Raw genomic sequence first — 23,243 nt, 5'->3', positions numbered from 1 at the left:
GTAAATAATCGAAAGGTTGAGACATTTTGTCTCAACCTTTTTCTATTAAAAGGTAAAAATACGTATAAACTTTCTAATTCATTTAATATTGTAAAGTATCTAGATAGAAAATTCAGAAAATTGTTTCTTTTGTCTTGAAAATTTTTGAAAAAATGGTATTATAGAAACAAGTCATTTTATTGAGAAGAGAAAGGGGAACGATGGAGAAAATCATTTTAGACTCACCAAAGTCAGGTTCGGAACTCGTTTTGGAAACGCTCCGTGACCTAGGAATCGATACGATTTTTGGTTATCCAGGCGGGGCTGTATTGCCTTTATATGATGCTATTTATAATTTTAAAGGCATTCGCCATATTCTAGGTCGGCATGAACAAGGTTGTCTTCATGAAGCAGAAGGTTATGCTAAGTCAACAGGGAAACTTGGTGTCGCAGTTGTCACAAGTGGACCAGGAGCTACGAATGCTATTACAGGTATTGCAGATGCTATGAGTGACAGTGTTCCCCTTTTGGTCTTCACAGGTCAGGTAGCAAGAGCGGGAATCGGTAAGGATGCTTTCCAAGAGGCAGATATTGTCGGAATTACCATGCCGATTACCAAGTACAACTACCAGGTTCGTGAGACGGCTGATATTCCACGTGTAATTACAGAGGCTGTGCACATTGCAACTACGGGTCGTCCAGGTCCAGTTGTTATTGACTTACCAAAAGATGTTTCGGCTCTTGAAACGGACTTCGTCTATTCAACAGAAATAGATTTACCAAGTTATCAACCAACTCTTGAGCCTAATGAGATGCAAATCAAGAAAATCTTGAAACAACTCTCTAAGGCTAAAAAACCTGTTTTACTAGCTGGTGGTGGTATTAGTTATGCTGAAGCCGCTGCGGAGTTAAATGAATTTGCAGAGCGTTATCAAATTCCTGTTGTTACCAGTCTTTTGGGACAGGGTACAATTGCAACTAGCCATCCACTATTTTTGGGAATGGGTGGAATGCATGGTTCCTTTGCAGCTAATATCGCAATGACAGAAGCTGATTTTATGATTTCGATTGGTTGTCGTTTTGATGATCGTTTGACTGGTAATCCTAAGACATTTGCGAAGAGTGCCAAAGTAGCGCATATCGATATCGATCCAGCAGAGATTGGTAAGATTATCGCTGTTGATATCCCAGTTGTTGGAGATGCGAAAAAGGCCTTGCAGCAGTTGCTAGCTGAGCCAATCGTTCGTAACAATACTGAAAAATGGATTGAAAAAGTTACCAAAGATAAGAATCGTGTTCGTTCTTATGATAAGAAGGAGCGTGTCGTCCAACCACAAGCAGTTATTGAACGTATAGGCGAATTGACTAAGGGTGATGCTATTGTCGTAACTGACGTCGGCCAACACCAAATGTGGACAGCTCAATACTATCCATACCAAAACGAGCGTCAACTCGTAACTTCAGGTGGACTAGGAACCATGGGATTTGGAGTTCCTGCAGCCATTGGAGCAAAAATTGCTAATCCAGATAAGGAGGTCGTGCTCTTTGTCGGTGATGGTGGTTTCCAAATGACCAATCAGGAATTGGCAATCTTGAACATCTACAAGATTCCAATCAAGGTCATCATGCTTAATAACCATTCACTTGGGATGGTGCGTCAATGGCAAGAAGCCTTCTACGATGGTCGGACATCAGAGTCAGTCTTTGATAGCCTTCCAGATTTCCAATTGATGGCGCAGGCTTACGGGATTAAGAATTATAAATTTGATAATCCTGAAACCTTGGAGAAGGATTTGGAAGTCATCTTGGAAGATGTACCAATGTTTATCGAGGTAGATATTTCTCGTAAAGAGCATGTTTTACCGATGGTACCAGCTGGTAAGAGTAATCATGAGATGTTGGGGGTGAAGTTTAATGCGTAGAATGTTAACAGCCAAACTTCAAAACCGGTCAGGAGTTCTCAATCGCTTTACCGGTGTCTTGTCTAGACGCCAAGTCAATATTGAGAGTATCTCGGTAGGGGCGACAGAAAATCCTAATGTGTCACGGATCACCATTATCATTGATGTTGCATCTCACGATGAAGTGGAGCAAATCATCAAACAACTCAACCGTCAGGTCGACGTTATTCGTGTCCGTGATATCACAGATAAACCGCACCTCGAGCGCGAAGTTATTTTGGTAAAGGTTGCAGCACCAGCTGAGAAGCGAGCAGAAATTTTAGCTATTATCCAGCCTTTCCGTGCAACTGTTGTTGATGTGGCTCCGAGCTCCATTACTGTTCAGATGACTGGGAATGCAGAAAAGATTGAAGCCTTGATTCGGGTTATTCGACCATACGGTATCAAGAATATCGCACGGACTGGTGCAACTGGCTTTACCCGCGATTAATACTCTTCGTAAATCAAATTCAAACTACGTTAGCGTCGCTTTGCCGTACTCAAGTACAGCCTGTAGCTAGCTTCCTAGTTTGCTCTTTGATTTTCATTGAGTAAAAGAATCCAACCTAAATTTGTTAATCTAGCCTATCCGGCAATAAATATAGAAAAGAGAGAAAAACTATGGCAGTTCAAATGGAATACGAAAAAGATGTAAAAGTAGCAGCACTTGATGGTAAAAAAATCGCTGTTATCGGTTATGGTTCACAAGGTCATGCTCACGCTCAAAACTTGCGTGATTCAGGTCACGATGTGATTATCGGTGTTCGTCCAGGTAAATCTTTTGATAAGGCAAAAGAAGATGGTTTTGATACTTATACAGTAGCAGAAGCAACTAAATTGGCTGATGTTATCATGATTTTGGCACCAGACGAAATCCAACAAGAATTGTACGAAGCAGAAATTGCTCCAAACTTGGAAGGTGGGAATGCAGTTGGATTTGCGCATGGTTTCAATATCCACTTCGAATTCATCAAAGTTCCTGCAGACGTAGATGTCTTCATGTGTGCTCCTAAAGGGCCAGGACACTTGGTACGTCGTACTTACGAAGAAGGCTTTGGTGTTCCAGCACTTTACGCTGTCTACCAAGATGCAACAGGAAATGCTAAAAACATCGCTATGGACTGGTGTAAAGGTGTTGGCGCAGCACGCGTTGGTCTTTTGGAAACAACTTACAAAGAAGAAACCGAAGAAGATTTGTTTGGTGAACAAGCAGTTCTTTGTGGTGGTTTGACTGCCCTTATTGAAGCTGGTTTTGAAGTCTTGACTGAAGCTGGATATGCTCCAGAATTGGCTTACTTTGAAGTGCTTCACGAAATGAAACTCATCGTTGACTTGATCTACGAGGGTGGATTCAAGAAAATGCGTCAATCAATTTCTAACACAGCTGAATACGGTGACTACGTGTCAGGTCCACGTGTGATTACTGAACAAGTGAAAGAAAATATGAAAGCAGTTCTTGCTGATATCCAAAATGGTACATTTGCTAACGACTTTGTCAACGACTACAAAGCTGGACGTCCAAAATTGACTGCTTACCGTGAACAAGCAGCTAACCTCGAAATTGAAAAGGTTGGTGCAGAATTGCGTAAAGCAATGCCATTTGTTGGTAAAAACGACGATGACGCATTCAAAATCTACAACTAATTTTTGAGAATAAAAATAGAAGGCGAGTTGGGGGGTACCTAACCCGCTTTTTATCTTGAAAAAGAATCAAGGAGAAGATTATGCTTAGTGCAAAAGATGTGGTGAAGGCCCACAAGGTTCTGAGTGGTGTAGTAGTCAATACACCACTAGAATATGATCATTACTTATCAGAAAAATACGGAGCTAAAATTTATCTCAAAAAAGAAAATGCTCAACGAGTTCGATCGTTTAAGATTCGAGGAGCTTATTATGCCATCTCACAATTGACTAAGGAAGAACGTGAGCGTGGAGTTGTCTGTGCGTCAGCGGGAAATCACGCTCAAGGTGTTGCCTACACTTGTAATGAGATGAAGATTCCTGCAACAATCTTTATGCCAATTACAACGCCTCAACAGAAAATTGGTCAGGTTCGTTTTTTTGGTGGAGATTTTGTAACTATCAAATTGGTAGGAGATACCTTTGATGCATCTGCCAAGGCTGCTCAAGAGTTTACAGTCGCTGAAAATCGTACCTTTATTGATCCTTTTGATGATCCTTATGTTCAAGCTGGTCAGGGTACGGTAGCCTATGAAATTTTAGAAGAAGCGCGAAAAGAATCCATTGATTTTGATACTGTCTTGGTGCCTGTAGGCGGTGGAGGACTCATTGCAGGAGTTTCTACTTATATAAAGGAAACGAATCCTGCTATTGAAGTTCTTGGTGTAGAAGCTAACGGAGCTCGTTCCATGAAGGCGGCATTTGAGGCTGGAGGTCCCGTTAAACTCAAAGAAATTGATAAGTTTGCAGACGGAATCGCTGTGCAGAAGGTTGGACAGTTGACCTATGAAGCAACCCGTAAAAATGTTGAAACGCTTATCGGAGTGGACGAAGGCTTAATCTCTGAGACCTTGATTGATCTTTATTCTAAACAAGGAATTGTAGCTGAGCCTGCTGGTGCTGCTAGTGTGGCGGCTCTGGAAGTACTGTCAGACTATATAAAAGGAAAGACCATTTGTTGTATTATCTCTGGAGGAAATAACGATATCAACCGTATGCCAGAGATGGAAGAGCGTGCCTTGATTTATGATGGCATCAAGCATTACTTTGTGGTAAACTTCCCACAACGTCCAGGGGCTCTTCGAGAATTTGTAAATGATATCTTGGGGCCAAATGATGATATCACTCGTTTTGAGTATATTAAACGTGCCAGCAAGGGAACAGGACCAGTCTTAATCGGGATTGCTCTTGCTAACAAGCACGATTATGCGGGCTTGATTCACCGAATGGAGAAATTTGATCCGTCTTATATTAACTTGAATGGGAATGAAACTCTATATAATATGCTTGTTTAATATCCTATAAAATTTTTATCATATCATTTGCCTAACCTATATATGAGTGCTATAATGTAAGTGAAGAAAGGGGGAGATTCCCATGGTTTTACAAGTTTTACTTGTTCTAGTGATTCTAATGCTTATTGTAGGAGCTGTGTTAGTGAGCTCTGTTTATGTCGTTCGTCAACAATCTGTTGCAATTATCGAACGATTTGGTAAGTATCAAAAGTTAAGTAATAGTGGTATTCATCTACGGGCACCATTTGGCATTGACAAAATTGCAGCTCGTGTGCAGCTACGCCTTTTACAAAGTGAGATCGTGGTTGAAACCAAAACCCAAGATAACGTTTTTGTGACTATGAATGTCGCAACTCAGTATCGTGTAAATGAGTTAAACGTTACAGACGCTTACTATAAATTGATGAGACCTGAAGCTCAAATCAAATCTTATATTGAAGATGCATTGCGCTCATCTGTTCCTAAGTTAACTTTGGATGAATTGTTTGAGAAAAAAGATGAAATTGCATTAGAAGTTCAAAAGCAAGTAGCGGAAGAAATGTCAACGTATGGGTATATTATCGTTAAGACGCTCATTACCAAAGTTGAGCCGGATGCAGAAGTCAAACAATCAATGAACGAAATTAATGCTGCCCAACGTAAGAGAGTGGCAGCTCAAGAATTGGCTGAAGCAGATAAAATTAAGATCGTTACAGCGGCAGAAGCTGAGGCAGAAAAAGATCGCCTCCATGGTGTGGGGATCGCAGAGCAGCGGAAAGCAATTGTTGATGGACTTGCTGATTCTATTAAAGAGTTAAAAGGAGCCAATGTCGAATTAACTGAAGAACAAATTATGTCAATCCTATTAACCAATCAGTATTTGGATACATTGAATAATTTTGCAGATAAACAAGGAAATAATACAATATTCTTGCCAGCAAATCCTAATGGAGTTGAAGATATTCGAACCCATATATTATCAGCTTTGAAAGCTAAATAATTATAATCTTAACGCAATAACTTTATTAATATATGTGTTTCAATTGACAAATACTATTAAAACATATAGAATGAAGTTGCGTAAAGAAAAAAATAGGAGAATAACATGGCTAAGTCTAACTTTGAAAAAGTAGAAGCAGTTGTTAGCTGGGTTCGTGATAAGAAAATCACAGGGTATCGTATTTCTAAGGAAACGAATGCGCGTGAGATGTCTATCATTGCTTTGGCTCAAGGACGTGCAAAAGTTAAAAACATTTCCTTTGAAACAGCCCTCGGCTTAATTGATTTCTACAATAAAAATCATGAAAAATTTGAAGATTAGTCTTTGGATATAGGCAGGTTCGAAAAGAATCTGCCTTTTAATTTTTTTGGAATATAAAAAAAGACTGCAATGGCAGTCTTTTTCTTATCGAAGATAGCGTTGTAAAAATTCTCTTGTACGTTCTTCTTTGGGATTAGTAAATAGATCTTCTGGTTTGCCTTCTTCTGCAATGACACCCTTATCCATAAAGATAACACGGTGTGATACATCGCGAGCAAATTCCATTTCGTGGGTTACGACGATCATGGTCAAGCCTTCTTGAGCTAAATCTTGCATGATTTTGAGAACTTCACCGACCATTTCAGGGTCAAGGGCTGATGTAGGCTCATCAAAGAGAATGGCATCAGGATTCATGGAAAGTGCACGAGCAATAGCGACACGTTGCTTTTGCCCACCAGAAAGTTGTTTAGGTTTGGCTTGCCAGTAACGTTCTCCCATGCCAACTTTTTCAAGGTTCTCTTTAGCAACTTTCTCTGCTTCTGAACGATCACGTTTGAGTACAGTTGTTTGGGCAACGATTGTATTTTCAAGCACGTTTAGATTTTCAAAAAGGTTGAAGGACTGGAAGACCATTCCTAGTTTTTCTCGATAGTGAGTGAGGTTATATCCTTTTTCGAGGACATTTTCACCGTGATAAAGGATTTCACCTTCAGTGGGTGTTTCAAGTAAGTTGATCGAACGTAGGAAGGTTGATTTACCACTACCAGAACTACCGATAATAGAAATAACTTCTCCTTTATGGATAGTAAGGGAAATATCTTTTAGGACCTCGTTTTGACCATAGGATTTTTTGAGGTGTTTGATTTCAAGAATGGGTTGATTCATTATTTCAAATCCTCCGTTTGCATTTGGTTAGCACCTGTAGTGTAAGTATCCATATCCATCCGCTTTTCGATATAGCGTAGGATACGTGTTACTGTAAAGGTGAGGACAAAGTAGATAACTGCGATAATAGTAAAGGTTTGGAAGTACTGGTAAGTCTGTGTTGCTACTGTATTTCCTGAGAAGTAAAGTTCTACAACAGAGATAACATTCAATACAGAAGTATCCTTGATGTTGATAACGAACTCATTACCAGTAGCAGGTAGGATATTTCGAACTACCTGAGGTAAAACAATCTTACGCATGGTTTGATTATGAGTCATACCAAGTGCAGTAGCTGCTTCAAATTGTCCCTTGTCAACTGCCAGGATACCACCACGAACGATTTCGGTCATGTAGGCACCGGTATTGATAGAAACGATAAAGATAGCAGCGAGAGTACGGTCTAGGTTGATTCCGAAAGCCTGGGCAGTTCCATAGTAGATAACCATAGATTGTACAATCATAGGAGTTCCACGGAAAATTTCAATATAGATATTGAGAATCCAACCAACTATATTTTGAATGACGTAGATAAATTGATTTTCAGATTGAGGCGCAGTACGGAAAACTCCGATAGCAAGACCGATAACGAGACCAACGATGGTACCGATAATTGAAATTAAAAGTGTGATTCCAGCACCTCGCAAGAGTTGTTGCCAGTTTTCAGTTAGAATTTTAGCAACTTGGCTAAAGAAATTACTGCTGTTTTCTTCAGTAGTTGTAGCTTCTACAGGTTGCTCTTTAATCATACGATCCATTAGGGCAACTTGTTCATCTTTAGAAATGGTTTCAATGCTAGCATTGATTTGGCTGATACGTTCGTCATCCTTGCGAAGACCGATAGCGATAGAGGTATCTTCTTCCCCGGTTTTAAAACCAGGTTCAGGCTGAATCATTTTGAACTTTGCATTTGCTGACTCAGCAGTTAGGGCTTCTGGTCGTTCAGAAACATAGGCGTCAATGACACCAGCTTCAAGAGCTTGACGCATTTGTGCGAAATCACCCATGGCAGTTTCTTTTTTAGCGCTTGGAATTTGAGAAATCAAGTCGTAAAGGTAAACCCCTTGTTGAGAAGTGATTTTTGCATCTTTAAAATCATCTAGTGTTTTGGCGTTTGCATAGGCAGAATCTTTTTTGACTAAAAGTACTGGTTCACTGGTATAGTAACTGCTTGAGAAGGCAATTTCTTGCTTACGTTCAGCGGTTGGACTCATACCTGCAATAATCATATCGATCTTGCCAGAGGTCAGAGCTGGAACAAGTCCCTCCCATTTTGTTTTTACAATGAGTGGTTCTTTACCCAGATCTTTAGCGATTTTTTTTGCAATTTGAACATCGTAACCGTTAGCATATTGGTTTGTTCCATCAATCTTGACAGCGCCGTTACTGTCGTCATCTTGAGTCCAGTTAAATGGTGCGTAAGCTGCCTCCATTCCGATGCGTAAATATTCATCGGCTTGGACCTGGCTAACTAGTCCTAAAGTAAGGGCTAAGCTAGCAAGGATAGATAAGCATAATTTTTTCATGTTTTCTCCTATTTCTAGTCTAAAAATGGCTCCCTCTATTGTATCTAAAAATGGTAAGATTTTCAATACAAGTAAACCTTAACTTCTAAAAAATGATATAATAGTGAAAAAACATGAAAGGGAATGTAAAATGAAAAAGAGATGGGTTCTTGCTCTGGTATTTACCTGTTTGCTATTTGTGCCTCGTCTAGTTTTTGCAGTAGACTTCGATATTCTATCCTATAAGGGTGATTTGAATATTCATGCAGATAATACAGCGGTTTTCAAAGAAACAATCACCTACCACTTTAATGATGATTTTAATGGTCAATTGATTGGACTCGGAAAAGCAGGGAAAATGCCGAAGGGATTTGAAATTGATGATGATCCAACTGTTTTAGTATCCAAAAATGGCCAGATTGTTCAAGACGTCCTCTCATATACTAAGGAAGAAGAGGATGGCTACAAGGTCACCATTTTTAATCCGGGAAACGCAGGAGATACTGTTCGTGTGACTGTTACTTGGCAACTTAAAAATCTTCTTTTCTTATATCAGGATATTGCTGAGCTGAATTGGCAACCACTGACAGATAGTTCAGGGGATATCAAAGATCTGGAATTTCGAGTAACTTCAGATAGTCCGGCAGAGAAACTATTTTTCCATACTGGTGAACTCCTCAATGAGGGAAGTGTCGAAAAAGTCAATGATATCTACTGGGTGAAGATGAAGGATCTTCCTAAAAAACGTCAAGTTGAACTACATGCCTATTGGCCGAGAGAAGCTTTCTCGAGTGCTCCAAGTCAAGGGTTGAATGAAGATGATTTAAGTAACTTCAAAAGAGTTGAGATAGAAATAAAAGCCGATAAAGTGCACGCCAAGGTCATGATAAAATGGATTTTTCCAATCTTCTTTATGGCTCTCTTACTACTAACAATCAACTATTATAGAGAATTTCGTCAGCATACGACTCTTAAAAAGGTATATCCAAAGAATCATCGTCTCTACGAACCCCCAATGGACCTACCTCCAATGGTTTTGGCAGAAGCAATCTATTCAACATCCTTAGAGGAAATTAGCCCTCTAAATAAGCAGAAGTTTGGTAAGTTCAGCTTTGAACAACTAATCCAGGCAACCTTGTTAGATTTAGTCGATCGAGGGCATTTATCCATTTTTCAAGGTGAAGAAGAGCCTTGGATCAAAATTAACAGTGAAAAAGGCTTGTCTAATTTTGAGAAGGAATGTTTACGCATGACTCTTTCAACTAAGAAAGAAATTGCTTTATCTGACCTTTTCCTTGAATATCAAGTTTCTTCAACTTTGTTCCATGGTGCTAAGGAAGCTGATGAGAAACATATTCGAGAATTCGGATTACATCTAAAACGTTCTTTCGAGAGACGACTTCAACGTATGCAAAGTTGTGTTCGAGACAAGGTAAAAATTTTACGACTTCCGAGCTACTATCGCCCTTTGACAGATACAGAAAATAATCTTGTGAAGAAAATGAAAGTCTGTTCAGCTGTAACAGGACTTATCGGCCTTCTCATTTTTTACTATAGTCTAAGAACCTGTGGCTATTTCTCAATTCCTTTACTTTCCCTCGGTTTACTGGGGTTACTTGCTAGTGCCTTAGTTCATTTTGCGACACGAGGGCCATCTCGTGATGGTGTCTTAAATGAAGAAGGAGCAGAAGCATTTTATCTCTGGACAAGTTTTGAAAATATGCTTCGGGATATTGCCCATTTAGATAAGGCTGAACTAGAGAGTATTGTTGTTTGGAATCGACTTTTGGTTTATGCAACTCTATACGGATGTGCCAAGAAAGTGAACAAAATCATGAAACTCCATAACATACAGCTTAGAAATGCAGATATGAATCTTTATGTATATTGTGGATTGGATACCAACTTTCATGCATCAGCTTCTCATATAAACCATTATGCAACAGTCGCAAATACAGCAAGTACCTTTTCTGTATCATCCGGAAGCGGTAGCTCTGGGGGTGGTTTCTCAGGCGGTGGCGGTGGTGGAAGTGTTGGTGCTTTCTAAAGAAAACTAAACACATCCTTTAAAAGTATGATATAATGGAGGATAGAAAAAAGGAGTAATCTATGTATTTTTTTGAAATTTTAAAAGCTATCTTTTTTGGAATTGTTGAAGGAATCACGGAGTGGCTGCCGATTTCAAGTACTGGCCACTTGATTTTAGCACAAGAGTTTATCCAGTTTAAAGATCAAAATGAAACTTTTATGTCTATGTTTAATGTCGTCATTCAACTGGGTGCAATCTTAGCAGTTATGGTTATCTACTTTAACAAGCTTAATCCCTTTAAACCAGGCAAGGATAAAGTTCAAGTTCGTAGAACTTGGCAATTATGGTCCAAAGTATTTGTGGCGACACTTCCTTTATTAGCTGTTTTTAAATTTGATGATTGGTTTGAAACCCATTTCTATAACAAAGTTTCAGTAGCCATCATGTTGATTGTTTATGGGGTTGCTTTCATATATCTTGAAAAACGTAATAAAGCGCAAGCGATTGAGCCAACAGTCACTGATTTAGATAAATTACCTTATAAAACAGCATTGTATATCGGTCTTTTCCAAGTCTTGGCCCTTCTACCAGGGACTAGCCGTTCCGGAGCAACTATCGTAGGTGGTTTGTTAAATGGAACTAGTCGTTCAGTGGTAACAGAATTTACCTTCTATCTAGGAATTCCAGTTATGTTTGGAGCCAGCGCTTTGAAGATTTTTAAATTCATCAAGGCTGGAGAAGTCTTGACTTTTGGCCAATTCTTCTTACTCTTGGTAGCCATGGTAGTAGCTTTTGCAGTCAGCATGGTTTCTATTCGTTTCTTAACCAGCTATGTCAAAAAACACGACTTTACAGTGTTTGGTAAATACCGTATTGTTCTTGGTAGTGTCTTACTACTTTATAGCTTTGTTCGATTATTTGTATAAGAAAGAAACCCTGAAGGAAGATCCTTCAAGGTTTTTAAAATCCTGTCATAGTGACTCCCAATAAGCGAACACCCTTGTCTTTATCGCTAAGTGTTTCGTAAAGTTGGATAATGCTTTGTGCGATTTCTTCAGAGTCTTGTGTTTGTTGGCTCAGTGTTTTTCGTTTTGTCAAAGTAGAAAAGTCAGCATAGCGGATTTTCAAAATGACGATTTTACCACTTTTTTCATGTTTTTGAAGACTAAGGGCCACTTTTTCCGAAAGGAGAGTTAGCTCTTTTTTTATATCTTCATCTAGACTTAGAATCTTACTGTAAGTTTTTTCTTTACCAATAGACTTACGGATACGATTTGATTTAACGGGAGAGTTATCTATACCTCGAGCTTTACGATAAAGGTCAAAACCGAGTCTTCCGAAACGATCAATGAGAGTGATTTCAGAAATCTCTAAAAGGTCAGTACCCGTATATACACCCATTTGATGGAGTTTTTCAACTGTTTTCTTGCCAACACCGTGAAATTTAGCGATATCCATTTGTTGGAGAAAATCTACGGCTTCATCAGGAAGAATGACCGTCAAACCACGAGGTTTTTGATAGTCACTAGCCATTTTAGCTAAAAACTTATTATAAGATACACCGGCAGAAGCGGTCAGATGGAGTTCTTGCCAAATATCCTGCTGAATTAAGCGAGCAATCTTGACAGCAGACTTGATACCGAGCTTATTTTCAGTCACATCTAGATAGGCTTCGTCGATACTCATAGGTTCAATCCTATCCGTATAACGTTTAAAAATAGCTCGAATCTGTTGACCAATAGCAGTATATTTTTCGTAGTTTCCGGAAATGAAAACGGCTTGTGGACAACGTTCATAGGCCTCTTTGGAACTCATAGCTGAGTGGATGCCAAAGGTTCTCGCTTCATAACTACAAGTCGAAACAACTCCGCGACCTCCTGTTTTTCTTGGGTCACTACCGATAACAACGGGTTTCCCTTTTAGTTTGGGATTGTCTCGAATTTCTACCGCAGCAAAAAAGGCATCCATGTCAATATGGATGATTTTACGAGATAAATCATTCATCAGTGGAAATATGAGCATGTAATGACCTTTCTTTGATAGAATTACTAGCTATATTATAACCTTTTTCAGAAAAAATAGAAAATAAGTAAATCTTTTTCAAAACTATAATACAGTTATCGCGAAAACAACAACTGTATTATAAAAGAAAGTGTTAAAAAAAGGTGATTTCACTTGTTGAAATCGTTTACTGTGTGGTATACTGAATACATGAATGTAACAGATGACTGTTACTAGAAAGATAAAAGAGGACATTAACATGGTTGTTAAGACAGTTGTTGAAGCACAGGACATTTTTGACAAAGCCTGGGAAGGCTTTAAAGGTGTTGACTGGAAAGAAAAAGCAAGTGTATCACGCTTTGTACAAGCTAACTACACACCTTATGATGGAGATGAAAGCTTCCTTGCAGGACCAACAGAACGTTCACTTCACATCAAAAAAATCGTAGAAGAAACTAAAGCACACTACGAAGAAACTCGTTTCCCAATGGACACTCGTCCAACTTCTATCGCTGACATCCCTGCAGGATTCATCGACAAAGAAAACGAATTGATTTATGGTATCCAAAACGACGAACTCTTCAAATTGAACTTCATGCCAAAAGGTGGTATCCGTATGGCTGAAACTACTTTGAAAGAAAATGGATACGAACCAGATCCAGCTGTTCACGAAATTTTCACTAAATACGTAACAACTGTTAACGACGGTATCTTCCGCGCTTACACTTCAAACATTCGTCGCGCTCGTCACGCTCACACTGTAACTGGTCTTCCAGATGCATACTCACGTGGACGTATCATTGGTGTTTACGCTCGTCTTGCTCTTTACGGTGCAGACTACTTGATGCAAGAAAAAGTAAACGACTGGAACTCAATTGAAGAAATCGATGAAGAAACAATCCGTCTTCGTGAAGAAATTAACCTTCAATACCAAGCATTGCAACAAGTTGTTCGCTTGGGTGACCTTTACGGAGTTGATGTTCGTAAGCCAGCGATGAACGTTAAAGAAGCTATCCAATGGGTAAACATTGCCTTCATGGCTGTCTGCCGTGTTATCAACGGTGCCGCTACATCTCTTGGACGTGTGCCAATCGTATTGGATATTTTTGCAGAACGTGACCTTGCTCGTGGTACATTTACTGAATCAGAAATCCAAGAATTTGTTGATGATTTCGTTATGAAACTTCGTACAGTTAAATTTGCTCGTACAAAAGCTTACGACCAATTGTACTCAGGTGACCCAACCTTCATCACAACTTCTATGGCTGGTATGGGTAACGATGGTCGTCACCGTGTTACTAAGATGGACTACCGTTTCTTGAATACTCTTGACAATATCGGTAACTCTCCAGAACCAAACTTGACAGTTCTTTGGACTGATAAATTGCCATACAACTTCCGTCGCTACTGTATGCACATGAGCCACAAACACTCTTCAATCCAATACGAAGGTGTTACAACAATGGCTAAAGATGGATACGGTGAAATGAGCTGTATCTCATGTTGTGTGTCTCCACTTGATCCAGAAAACGAAGAACAACGTCACAACATCCAGTACTTCGGTGCTCGCGTTAACGTTCTTAAAGCTCTTCTTACTGGTTTGAACGGTGGTTATGACGATGTTCATAAAGACTACAAAGTATTTGATATCGAACCAATCCGTGACGAAGTTCTTGAATTCGAATCAGTTAAAGCTAACTTCGAAAAATCTCTTGACTGGTTGACTGACACTTATGTAGATGCTTTGAACATCATCCACTACATGACTGACAAGTACAACTACGAAGCTGTTCAAATGGCCTTCTTGCCAACTAAACAACGTGCTAACATGGGATTCGGTATCTGTGGATTCGCCAACACTGTTGACACATTGTCAGCTATCAAGTACGCTACAGTTAAACCAATCCGTGACGAAAATGGCTACATCTACGATTATGAAACAATCGGTGAATACCCACGTTGGGGTGAAGATGACCCACGTTCAAACGAATTGGCAGAATGGTTGATCGAAGCTTACACAACTCGTCTACGTAGCCACAAACTTTACAAAGACGCAGAAGCTACTGTATCACTTTTGACAATCACATCTAACGTTGCTTACTCTAAACAAACTGGTAACTCACCAGTCCACAAAGGTGTATACCTCAACGAAGATGGTTCAGTGAACTTGTCTAAACTTGAATTCTTCTCACCAGGTGCTAACCCATCTAACAAAGCTAAAGGTGGATGGTTGCAAAACTTGAACTCACTTGCTAGCCTTGACTTTGGTTACGCAGCTGATGGTATCTCATTGACAACTCAAGTTTCACCACGTGCTCTTGGTAAGACTCGTGACGAACAAGTTGATAACTTGGTAACAATCCTTGATGGTTACTTCGAAAACGGTGGACAACACGTTAACTTGAACGTTATGGACTTGAACGATGTTTACGAAAAGATCATGTCAGGTGAAGACGTAATCGTTCGTATCTCTGGATACTGTGTAAACACTAAATACCTCACTCCAGAACAAAAAACTGAATTAACACAACGTGTCTTCCACGAAGTTCTTTCAATGGATGATGCATTGAGCTAAGATTCACAAATAGTAAATAAAAACCAGTCATTTTGACTGGTTTTTTGGTATAAAAAAATTTTTTAAAAAAATTAGTCAATTTTGGTCAAATCTCTTGACTAATACTGACCAAAGTGATATACTAAGAGCATAAGGATGAGAAAATCCTTAGAAAACCTTGATTTTAAGGTGATTGTGTAATTTATCTTAAGATTAAAGTATGGGTAAAACCTAGAAAGAGGTGCAACCTATGTTTACCATTAGTATTTTAGAAAATCCAATTACAAAATCTGTATTGGATAAAGAGAAACCTGAAATTATACGTAGAGTAGCAAATTGCTAGTCTAAAATTTTTAAAACAAAGGTCAGAGAAAGTCAAATTAATTTGACTAACTAATTTTGAATTTAACGAGGTATGAAATATGAATAACAACTTTAATAACTTTAACAACATGGATGATTTGTTTAACCAATTGATGGGTGGTATGCGTGGATACAGTTCTGAAAATCGTCGTTATTTGATTAACGGTCGTGAAGTAACACCTGAAGAATTCGCGATTTACCGTCAAACAGGTCAACTTCCTAGCGAAGGAAGTGATCAAGCTCAGTACGTTCAAGGGAAAGGTATGAAACAAGACGGTATTCTTGCTAAACTTGGACGTAATTTAACTGCTGAAGCTCGTGAAGGGAAGCTAGATCCGGTTATTGGACGTAACAAGGAAATTCAAGAAACATCTGAAATCCTTTCTCGTCGTACAAAGAATAACCCAGTTCTTGTCGGTGATGCTGGTGTTGGTAAAACTGCTGTAGTAGAAGGCCTTGCACAAGCTATTGTGAATGGTGATGTTCCAGCAGCAATCAAGAACAAAGAAATTATCTCTATTGATATTTCAGGTCTTGAAGCTGGTACGCAATACCGTGGTAGCTTTGAAGAAAATATTCAAAACTTGGTAAACGAAGTCAAAGAAGCTGGGAATATTATCCTCTTCTTCGATGAAATTCATCAAATTCTTGGTGCTGGTAGCACAGGTGATGGTCAAGGATCTAAAGGACTTGCGGATATCTTGAAGCCTGCTCTTTCACGTGGGGAATTGACAGTGATTGGTGCAACAACTCAAGATGAATACCGTAATACCATCTTGAAAAACGCAGCCCTTGCTCGTCGTTTCAACGAAGTAAAAGTTAATGCTCCATCTGCTGAAGATACTTTCAAGATTCTCCAAGGGATTCGTGATCTTTATCAACAACACCACAACGTCATCTTGCCAGATGAAGTATTGAAAGCAGCTGTTGATTACTCTGTTCAATACATTCCACAACGTAGCTTGCCTGATAAGGCTATCGACCTTGTCGATGTGACAGCTGCTCACTTAGCTGCACAACATCCAGTAACAGATGTACATGCTGTGGAACATGAAATTGAAGAAGAAAAAGCTAAACAAGAAGCTGCGGCTGCTAAAGAAGATTATGAAGCAGCTTTAAATGCAAAAGTTCGTATCGAAGAACTTGAAAAGCAAATTGCTAACCATACAGAAGATCACAAGGTGACAGCGACTGTCAATGACGTAGCTGAGTCTGTAGAACGTATGACAGGTATTCCTGTTTCACAAATGGGTGCAACCGATATCGAACGATTGAAAGATATGGGTCATCGTTTGCAAACGAAAGTTATCGGTCAAGACAAGGCTGTTGAAGCCGTTGCCAAAGCGATCCGTCGGAACCGTGCAGGTTTTGATGAAGGAAATCGCCCAATCGGTAGCTTCCTCTTTGTAGGTCCAACTGGTGTTGGTAAAACTGAGTTGGCTAAACAATTGGCTCTTGATATGTTCGGAACGAAAGATGCTATCATCCGTTTAGATATGTCAGAATATAGCGACCGCACAGCCGTTTCTAAATTGATTGGTACAACAGCTGGTTATGTTGGTTACGATGACAACAGCAATACTTTGACAGAACGTGTTCGCCGTAACCCTTACTCAATCGTCCTTCTCGACGAAATTGAAAAGGCTGACCCTCAAGTGATTACTCTTCTTCTTCAAGTATTGGATGATGGTCGTTTGACAGATGGTCAAGGTAACACTGTAAACTTCAAGAATACTGTGATTATCGCAACTTCAAACGCTGGCTTTGGTTATGAAGCAAACTTGACAGAAGATGCAGACAAACCAGAATTGATGGATCGTTTGAAACCTTACTTCCGTCCAGAATTCCTCAACCGTTTCAACGCTGTGATTGAATTCTCACACTTGAGTAAGGAAGATCTTTCTAAGATTGTAGATTTGATGTTGATTGATGTTAATAAGACACTTGCTAAGAAAGAAATCGACTTGGCAGTGAGCGAAGCTGCCAAAGAATACATGACTGAAGAAGGTTATGATGAAGTCATGGGTGTTCGTCCTCTCCGTCGTGTGGTTGAACAACAAATCCGTGATAAAGTGACAGATTTCCACTTGGATAATCTTGATGCTAAACACCTTGAAGCTGACATGGAAGATGGGGTTTTGGTCATTCGTGAAAAAGCCTAAATTAAAATTTTGAGTATAAAAAAGGAACCAGTTCAAAAGCTGGTTCCTTTTTTTATTATTAGATGACATGACGTTCAAAGGCATCGTCTGAGATTCCTTGTTGGAGAATCAATTTTGCCCATTCCTTAGCAGAAAAGAGGCTGTGATCCTTGTAGTTTCCGCAAGATTCAATAGTTGTTCCTGGGACATCTTCCCAAGTTGTTGTTTCAGCGATTTCCTTTAGTGAATCCTTGATGACAGCAGCAATTTCAGCGCTAGTATGACGTCCCCACATAATCATATGGAAACCTGTACGACAACCAAATGGGGAACAATCAATCATACCGTCAATGCGAGTACGGATGAGCTTAGCCAAGAGGTGCTCAATAGTATGAAGTCCAGCAGTAGGGATAGAGTCCTCATTTGGTTGAACCAAGCGAATATCAAAGTTAGAAATGATATCTCCCTTAGGACCTGTTTCTTCTCCGATTAAACGGACATAAGGTGCTTTGACAATGGTGTGATCAAGTTCAAAACTTTCAACAATAACTTCTTTTGACATGATATTTCCTTTCAACTTTCTCCTTTCATTATATCATAAAGATATATTTGATAAATGTCTATAATAGCATTTTTACTAAAAAGATTTTCACATTAGAAATCTAGGAATAAAATATTTTCAAATTAATTTGAAAAATTCTGAAAATTGTATTGACACTTGGCTGAAAAGGGACTATAATGTATAAAAAGTCAAAAAGGAGTTTATTATGAAATTTTCAAAAGTAATGGCCCTAGCAGGAGTGACTCTGTTAGCGTCAGGTGTTTTGGCAGCTTGTTCAAGCTCAGGATCCAGTGCAAAAGGTGAGAAAACTTTTTCTTACGTTTATGAAACAGACCCAGACAACCTCAACTATTTGACAACTGGTAAAGCTGCAACTGCTAATATCACTAGTAACGTCATTGATGGTTTGATGGAAAATGACCGCTATGGGAACTTTGTGCCATCAATGGCAGAAGACTGGTCTGTATCTCAAGACGGTTTGACTTACACTTACAAAATCCGTAAAGATGCTAAATGGTATACTTCTGAAGGTGAAGAGTACGCAGCTGTGAAAGCTCAAGACTTTGTAACAGGTCTTAAATATGCAGCTGATAACAAGTCAGAAGCTCTTTATCTCGTTCAAGATTCTATTAAGGGTCTGGATGCATATGTGAAAGGTGAAGTTAAAGACTTTTCTGAAGTTGGAATCAAGGCAATTGATGATCAGACAGTTCAATACACTTTGAACAAACCTGAAAGTTTCTGGAACTCTAAAACAACTATGGGTGTTCTTGCACCGGTCAATGAAGAATTCCTTACTTCAAAAGGAAGTGATTTTGCCAAAGCAACTGATCCAAGCAGTATTCTTTACAACGGTCCTTTCTTGTTGAAATCATTGGTAGCTAAATCTTCAGTAGAATTTGAGAAAAATCCAAATTACTGGGATAAGGACAATGTTCACATCGATAAAGTAAAACTATCTTTCTGGGATGGTCAAGACAATAACAAACTTGCAGAAAACTTCAAAGATGGAAGCTTTTCAATGGCTCGTCTCTTCCCAACAAGTGCAAGTTATCCTGAACTCGAAAAAGAGTTTAAAGACAACATCGTTTATACACCACAAGATTCTTCAACGTACTTGATTGGTACCAATATTGATCGTCAATCTTACAAGTACACTTCTAAGACTACAGATGAACAAAAGACATCGACTAAGAAAGCTCTCCTTAACAAAGATTTCCGTCAAGCCCTTGCCTTTGGTTTTGATAGAACAGCTTATGCTTCACAAGTTAATGGAGAAAGTGGAGCAACAAAACTCCTTCGTAACTTGTTCGTACCACCAACATTTGTTCAAGCAGACGGTAAAAACTTTGGTGAATTAGTTAAAGAAAAATTGGTGACCTATGGAGACGAGTGGAAAGATGTTAATCTAGACGACGCTCAAGATGGTCTTTACAATCCTGAAAAAGCGAAAGCAGAATTTGCAAAAGCTAAGACAGCACTCCAAGCAGAAGGCGTTCAATTCCCAATCCACTTGGATATGCCTGTTGACCAAACAAGTACTACAAAAGTACAACGTGTTCAATCGTTAAAACAATCACTTGAAGCAACATTAGGAGCTGATAACGTAGTTGTTGATGTCCAACAACTTCAAAAAGATGAAGTGCTCAATGTTACCTACTTTGCTGAAACGGCTGCTGGAGAAGATTGGGACCTTTCAGATAACGTTGGTTGGTCTCCAGACTACATTGACCCATCTACTTACCTTGACATCATCAAGCCATCAGTAGGTGAAAATACTAAGACTTACCTAGGATTTGATTCAGGAACAAACAATGCTGCTGCCAAACAAGTTGGTTTGGAAGATTACGAAAAGATGGTTGTTGAAGCTGGAAACGAAGACACTGACGTTTCAAAACGTTATGATAAATATGCTGCTGCCCAAGCTTGGTTGACAGATAGTGCATTGATTATTCCAACAACTTCTCAAACTGGGCGTCCAATGTTGTCTAAGATGGTGCCATACACTCTTCCATTTGCTTACTCAGGTAACAAGGGGACAAGTGAAGCTCTCTTGTACAAATACCTTGAACTTCAAGATAAACCAGTAACTGCTGATGACTATCAAAAAGCTCAAGATAAATGGAAGAAAGAAAAAGAAGAATCTAATAAAAAAGCGCAAGAAGATCTTGCAAACCATGTTAAATAAAAGAAGGTGGAGTTAGAGATTAACTCCACTTTTTTTGATAGAAAAAGACCTAGGAAAAATCTTCCTAGGTCTTTTATGATTATTGTTGTCCTTGCGGATTTGAATTTTGTTGAGGGTTTTGATTTGTATTTGGAGTATTTGGATTCTGAGCGGTATTTGGGCTAGTAGTTTCAGCTACTGAAGTTTGATTTTCAGTTGTTGAGCTGGAAGCTGTTGTTGAGGATTGTTGAGTTGTTTGTTGAACCCAGTTGCTACGTGCCCCATTCTTAAAGACATAATCACCGCTTCTATAAAGTCCTTCTGGCATTGTCCAATCACCAGGGTGATCGTCCTCTGCTAGATATTGCATCATAGAACGATAGATGCTAGTGGCAACAGTAAAGCCATCACCAACGATTGGAGTAAGGCGGTTTGAGTAACCGGTCCAGACTGCCATTGAATATTTACGGGTATAACCAACAAACATTTCATCCGGAGCAACAAATTGACTTGTTTTAATGTGGTTTTCAATCTCTTCATCAGTGTAGTTTGATGTACCAGTTTTACCTGCTTGTAGAAGCCATGAAATATAAGCGTCTCGACCTGTACCAGAGTATAATACTGTTTTCATCATTTCTGTCATCATATAGGCGGTTGTTTCTTTCATAGCACGAGTACCTTGATCAGAAAACTCTTTTGAACTACCGTCGCTAAAGACAATTTTATTGATATACATTGGTTTGTGATAGATACCACCGTTAGCAAATGCAGCATAGGCGGCAGCCATTTTTTCACTACTTGCACCGTACTGTTTACCTGATTCAGTCGTATTACTTGAAATTGCGTTTGCATATACCATGGTTGGATAATCAATGCCAAGTCCGTTTAAGAATTTTTTGGCTTTATCGAGTCCAACTCTATCGAGAGTCTCAACTGCTGGTACGTTACGAGATTGTTGGATAGCAGTTTGAAGAGTGATGTTACCATAATAGCCACGATCCCAGTTGTAGACTGGAGTGCTGGTGCCTGGGAAGTTATATGGTACATCCTTCAGCATGTAGGCAGTAGAGTCATAAATGTCATACTCTAATGCGGGGGCATAGTCTGTGATTGGTTTCATGGTAGAACCCCAGTCACGGTTAGTTTCAACAGCTTGGTTAATACCGAAAGATACGTTACTAGCTTGGTGGCGAGAGCCGAGTTGAGCAATAACCTTACCATTTGATACATCAATAATAGTAGAAGCTGCTTGGATTTCATCATCTGGATAGTTTACATATTCATCCGTGTTGTATACATCCCAAAGTCGTTTTTGAACGTCTTGGTCTACGTTAGTGTAGACATCCATTCCAGTAGTTAAAAGGTTGTAGCCTGTCTCTGTTTCAACTTGTTCAATGACTTCTTTGAGATAATTGTCTAAATATGGAGGGTAGCTGTTGCTTCCTTTGAGACTTTGTAAACCATCAGTGATTGGTGTGTTGATAGCTGTTTCATATTGCTCAGCTGTTAAATAGCCTTGCTTTTGCATCTCTGATAGGACTAGATTACGACGTTCTGTTGCTTCTTCTGGATGAGAATAAGGATCGTATTGGTTAGGTGCCTGTGGCATTCCGGCTAGAAGAGCAAGTTGTGGAATTGATAGGTCTTTTAAATCTTTACCATAGTAACTTTGAGCTGCAGTTCGCATACCATAGTTACCATTTGACATGTAGACCTTATTGATGTAATATGTCAAAATTTCCTGTTTGGTCGCAGTTCTTTCTAACTGAATAGCTAGCCAAGCTTCTTGGGCCTTACGAGATATAGTTTGGTCTGACGAAGAAGTTGAAAAATAAGTTAGCTTAATCAACTGTTGCGTCAAGGTTGAACCACCTTGAAGACCACCTCTACTAGTTAAGTTGCGTAAGAAAGCACCCAAGATACGGATACTATCAATCCCTCTATGGTTAAAAAAGCGGTGATCCTCGATAGAGACAATTGCATTGACCAATTCAATAGGAATATCACTGCTTTGAGCATTGACACGACGCTCGGCTCCTAAGTCAGCAATCAATTCGTTTTTACTGTCGTAAATTTTACTTGAAGTTGTTGCGACTAGTTTGCTTTCCGAAAGTTCTGGTGCTTTAGATACATAATAAAAGAAGACACTCCCACCAATCAATATTGCAGCAATAAAGGCTGCTAAAAATCCAATTCCTAGATATTTAGCGATACGCCAGATAAGTTGTTTGTTCATATTGTTTTACCACCTAGTAAATGTTGTTTGACGATATCGAGGTAGGGTATTTGAGGAAAAGCTTGTTGTTCAACTACAAAACCGTGCTCTCGAATATAATCAAGCGGCATTGATTTTTTCCCCATATCCTGATGATAAAAACGGATGAGGTCAATCGCCGGTAATAAATATGTCTCCTGATAAGAAGAAAAATGGATTAGGACGAAGCAAATCCCCTTTTGTTCGAGAACCTGTTCCATATGCTGAATCTGATGAGAATGGAAGTTCTTCATCGGGAAAGCATTTTTTTGTCTGGTTTCCTTTGCTTCAAAATCTATGTAGAATCCATCATAAACACCCGAGTAGTCAGTGGTTGAAGCTTGTCTAAAATAAGCTTCAACAATTTTAGCGCGACTTCGTTGAGGGTAGTCGACCCGAACAATCTGAACTGGGGTTGGCTTTTTGTGAATAACTGCTACTCCATGTGATAGATAGTAGTCATTGGTAGCATTAATCATCTTTTCAAAGCTCATACCTCGATTTGCGAAATTTTTAGTTTGAGGTAGAGAAGTTTTACTTTGTTTAGATGAAAGTTTATGTGGATAGTTGACCATAGTCCTCCTTATTGGTACAATAACATCACTCTAT

17 protein-coding genes are annotated in these 23,243 nt (G+C 39.2%); 11 read left to right on the top strand and 6 right to left on the bottom strand.

The features are described 5' to 3' along the window. Positions 1 to 200: 200 nt before the first annotated feature. The 6 genes from ACVAMZ_RS07365 to ACVAMZ_RS07340 all read left to right on the top strand — a co-directional run bounded on the left by ACVAMZ_RS07365 (position 201) and on the right by ACVAMZ_RS07340 (position 6,194). Entirely contained in the window at positions 201 to 1,901 is a 1,701-nt protein-coding gene (locus tag ACVAMZ_RS07365) for an acetolactate synthase large subunit (protein ID WP_461684490.1), read from the top strand. Continuing rightward, positions 1,894 to 2,370, top strand: coding sequence for an acetolactate synthase small subunit (gene ilvN / locus ACVAMZ_RS07360; RefSeq protein ID WP_461684489.1), 477 nt, complete (start codon positions 1,894 to 1,896; stop codon positions 2,368 to 2,370). Before ACVAMZ_RS07365 ends, ilvN begins: the two co-directional genes overlap by 8 nt. A 170-nt stretch (positions 2,371 to 2,540) precedes the next feature. Continuing rightward, positions 2,541 to 3,563, top strand: a complete 1,023-nt coding sequence (ilvC, locus tag ACVAMZ_RS07355; RefSeq protein ID WP_461684488.1) for a ketol-acid reductoisomerase — start codon at positions 2,541 to 2,543, stop codon at positions 3,561 to 3,563. A gap of 80 nt (positions 3,564 to 3,643) precedes the next feature. Next, positions 3,644 to 4,894, top strand: coding sequence for a threonine ammonia-lyase IlvA (gene ilvA, locus ACVAMZ_RS07350; protein ID WP_178895386.1), 1,251 nt, complete (start codon positions 3,644 to 3,646; stop codon positions 4,892 to 4,894). A gap of 82 nt (positions 4,895 to 4,976) precedes the next feature. Next, entirely contained in the window at positions 4,977 to 5,873 is an 897-nt protein-coding gene (locus ACVAMZ_RS07345) for an SPFH domain-containing protein (RefSeq protein WP_178895385.1), read from the top strand. 105 nt (positions 5,874 to 5,978) lie between these two features. Then, positions 5,979 to 6,194, top strand: coding sequence for a capsule biosynthesis transcriptional regulator (locus tag ACVAMZ_RS07340; RefSeq protein ID WP_004251963.1), 216 nt, complete (start codon positions 5,979 to 5,981; stop codon positions 6,192 to 6,194). 84 nt (positions 6,195 to 6,278) lie between these two features. Here the strand turns inward: ACVAMZ_RS07340 and ACVAMZ_RS07335 are convergent, their stop codons facing one another. Next, entirely contained in the window at positions 6,279 to 7,019 is a 741-nt protein-coding gene (locus ACVAMZ_RS07335) for an amino acid ABC transporter ATP-binding protein (RefSeq protein WP_006151554.1), read from the bottom strand. Next, the gene (locus ACVAMZ_RS07330; protein WP_461684487.1) at positions 7,019 to 8,584 is read right to left on the bottom strand and encodes an ABC transporter substrate-binding protein/permease; all 1,566 of its coding nucleotides are present in this window, start codon (positions 8,582 to 8,584) and stop codon (positions 7,019 to 7,021) included. Before ACVAMZ_RS07330 ends, ACVAMZ_RS07335 begins: the two co-directional genes overlap by 1 nt. A 130-nt stretch (positions 8,585 to 8,714) precedes the next feature. Between ACVAMZ_RS07330 and ACVAMZ_RS07325 the strand changes: the two genes are divergently transcribed. Next, positions 8,715 to 10,610: a DUF2207 family protein gene (locus ACVAMZ_RS07325; protein ID WP_461684486.1), complete on the top strand. Its 1,896-nt coding sequence runs from the start codon at positions 8,715 to 8,717 to the stop codon at positions 10,608 to 10,610. A gap of 62 nt (positions 10,611 to 10,672) precedes the next feature. Then, the gene (locus ACVAMZ_RS07320) at positions 10,673 to 11,518 is read left to right on the top strand and encodes an undecaprenyl-diphosphate phosphatase (RefSeq protein WP_461684485.1); all 846 of its coding nucleotides are present in this window, start codon (positions 10,673 to 10,675) and stop codon (positions 11,516 to 11,518) included. Positions 11,519 to 11,552: 34 nt separating this feature from the next. On the opposite strand, the gene dinB is transcribed toward ACVAMZ_RS07320, so the two are convergent. Beyond that, a complete protein-coding gene (dinB, locus tag ACVAMZ_RS07315; RefSeq protein WP_461684484.1) occupies positions 11,553 to 12,614 on the bottom strand; it encodes a DNA polymerase IV in 1,062 nt (353 codons plus the stop codon). 238 nt (positions 12,615 to 12,852) lie between these two features. On the opposite strand from dinB, the gene pflB reads away from it, so the two are divergent. After that, positions 12,853 to 15,168 carry a formate C-acetyltransferase gene (gene pflB / locus ACVAMZ_RS07310; RefSeq protein WP_049527379.1) on the top strand — a complete coding sequence of 772 codons (2,316 nt, stop codon included), beginning with the start codon at positions 12,853 to 12,855 and terminating at the stop codon, positions 15,166 to 15,168. Between the two features lie 401 nt (positions 15,169 to 15,569). Further along, positions 15,570 to 17,672 carry an AAA family ATPase gene (locus ACVAMZ_RS07305; protein ID WP_461684483.1) on the top strand — a complete coding sequence of 701 codons (2,103 nt, stop codon included), beginning with the start codon at positions 15,570 to 15,572 and terminating at the stop codon, positions 17,670 to 17,672. A gap of 58 nt (positions 17,673 to 17,730) precedes the next feature. Here ACVAMZ_RS07305 and ACVAMZ_RS07300 read toward each other — a convergent pair whose 3' ends face one another. Continuing rightward, a complete protein-coding gene (locus ACVAMZ_RS07300; RefSeq protein WP_006151868.1) occupies positions 17,731 to 18,213 on the bottom strand; it encodes an S-ribosylhomocysteine lyase in 483 nt (160 codons plus the stop codon). Positions 18,214 to 18,418: 205 nt separating this feature from the next. Here ACVAMZ_RS07300 and ACVAMZ_RS07295 point away from each other — a divergent pair, with 205 nt between their 5' ends. Next, the gene (locus ACVAMZ_RS07295; RefSeq protein WP_461684482.1) at positions 18,419 to 20,401 is read left to right on the top strand and encodes a peptide ABC transporter substrate-binding protein; all 1,983 of its coding nucleotides are present in this window, start codon (positions 18,419 to 18,421) and stop codon (positions 20,399 to 20,401) included. Positions 20,402 to 20,480: 79 nt separating this feature from the next. Here ACVAMZ_RS07295 and pbp1a read toward each other — a convergent pair whose 3' ends face one another. Both pbp1a and recU read right to left on the bottom strand, forming a co-directional pair. Beyond that, positions 20,481 to 22,616: a penicillin-binding protein PBP1A gene (gene pbp1a / locus ACVAMZ_RS07290; RefSeq protein ID WP_461684481.1), complete on the bottom strand. Its 2,136-nt coding sequence runs from the start codon at positions 22,614 to 22,616 to the stop codon at positions 20,481 to 20,483. After that, positions 22,613 to 23,209 carry a Holliday junction resolvase RecU gene (gene recU, locus ACVAMZ_RS07285; RefSeq protein WP_461684480.1) on the bottom strand — a complete coding sequence of 199 codons (597 nt, stop codon included), beginning with the start codon at positions 23,207 to 23,209 and terminating at the stop codon, positions 22,613 to 22,615. The genes pbp1a and recU overlap by 4 nt, the downstream gene beginning before the upstream one ends. Positions 23,210 to 23,243 lie beyond the last annotated feature (34 nt).

The sequence above is a fragment of the Streptococcus sp. KHUD_017 genome (assembly GCF_054861245.1).
This window is presented reverse-complemented; position numbering and strand designations above follow the sequence as displayed.

Bases quoted from the DNA above. Each gene is read 5' to 3' on its own strand.
- ACVAMZ_RS07335 (WP_006151554.1), bottom strand. From the start codon at position 7,019: ATGAATCAACCCATTCTTGAAATCAAACACCTCAAAAAATCCTATGGT.
- ACVAMZ_RS07305 (WP_461684483.1), top strand. From the start codon at position 15,570: ATGAATAACAACTTTAATAACTTTAACAACATGGATGATTTGTTTAAC.
- dinB (WP_461684484.1), bottom strand. From the start codon at position 12,614: ATGCTCATATTTCCACTGATGAATGATTTATCTCGTAAAATCATCCAT.
- ilvC (WP_461684488.1), top strand. From the start codon at position 2,541: ATGGCAGTTCAAATGGAATACGAAAAAGATGTAAAAGTAGCAGCACTT.
- recU (WP_461684480.1), bottom strand. From the start codon at position 23,209: ATGGTCAACTATCCACATAAACTTTCATCTAAACAAAGTAAAACTTCT.
- ACVAMZ_RS07300 (WP_006151868.1), bottom strand. From the start codon at position 18,213: ATGTCAAAAGAAGTTATTGTTGAAAGTTTTGAACTTGATCACACCATT.
- ilvN (WP_461684489.1), top strand. From the start codon at position 1,894: ATGCGTAGAATGTTAACAGCCAAACTTCAAAACCGGTCAGGAGTTCTC.
- ACVAMZ_RS07325 (WP_461684486.1), top strand. From the start codon at position 8,715: ATGAAAAAGAGATGGGTTCTTGCTCTGGTATTTACCTGTTTGCTATTT.
- ACVAMZ_RS07365 (WP_461684490.1), top strand. From the start codon at position 201: ATGGAGAAAATCATTTTAGACTCACCAAAGTCAGGTTCGGAACTCGTT.
- ACVAMZ_RS07345 (WP_178895385.1), top strand. From the start codon at position 4,977: ATGGTTTTACAAGTTTTACTTGTTCTAGTGATTCTAATGCTTATTGTA.
- ACVAMZ_RS07295 (WP_461684482.1), top strand. From the start codon at position 18,419: ATGAAATTTTCAAAAGTAATGGCCCTAGCAGGAGTGACTCTGTTAGCG.
- ilvA (WP_178895386.1), top strand. From the start codon at position 3,644: ATGCTTAGTGCAAAAGATGTGGTGAAGGCCCACAAGGTTCTGAGTGGT.
- ACVAMZ_RS07330 (WP_461684487.1), bottom strand. From the start codon at position 8,584: ATGAAAAAATTATGCTTATCTATCCTTGCTAGCTTAGCCCTTACTTTA.
- pflB (WP_049527379.1), top strand. From the start codon at position 12,853: ATGGTTGTTAAGACAGTTGTTGAAGCACAGGACATTTTTGACAAAGCC.
- pbp1a (WP_461684481.1), bottom strand. From the start codon at position 22,616: ATGAACAAACAACTTATCTGGCGTATCGCTAAATATCTAGGAATTGGA.
- ACVAMZ_RS07340 (WP_004251963.1), top strand. From the start codon at position 5,979: ATGGCTAAGTCTAACTTTGAAAAAGTAGAAGCAGTTGTTAGCTGGGTT.
- ACVAMZ_RS07320 (WP_461684485.1), top strand. From the start codon at position 10,673: ATGTATTTTTTTGAAATTTTAAAAGCTATCTTTTTTGGAATTGTTGAA.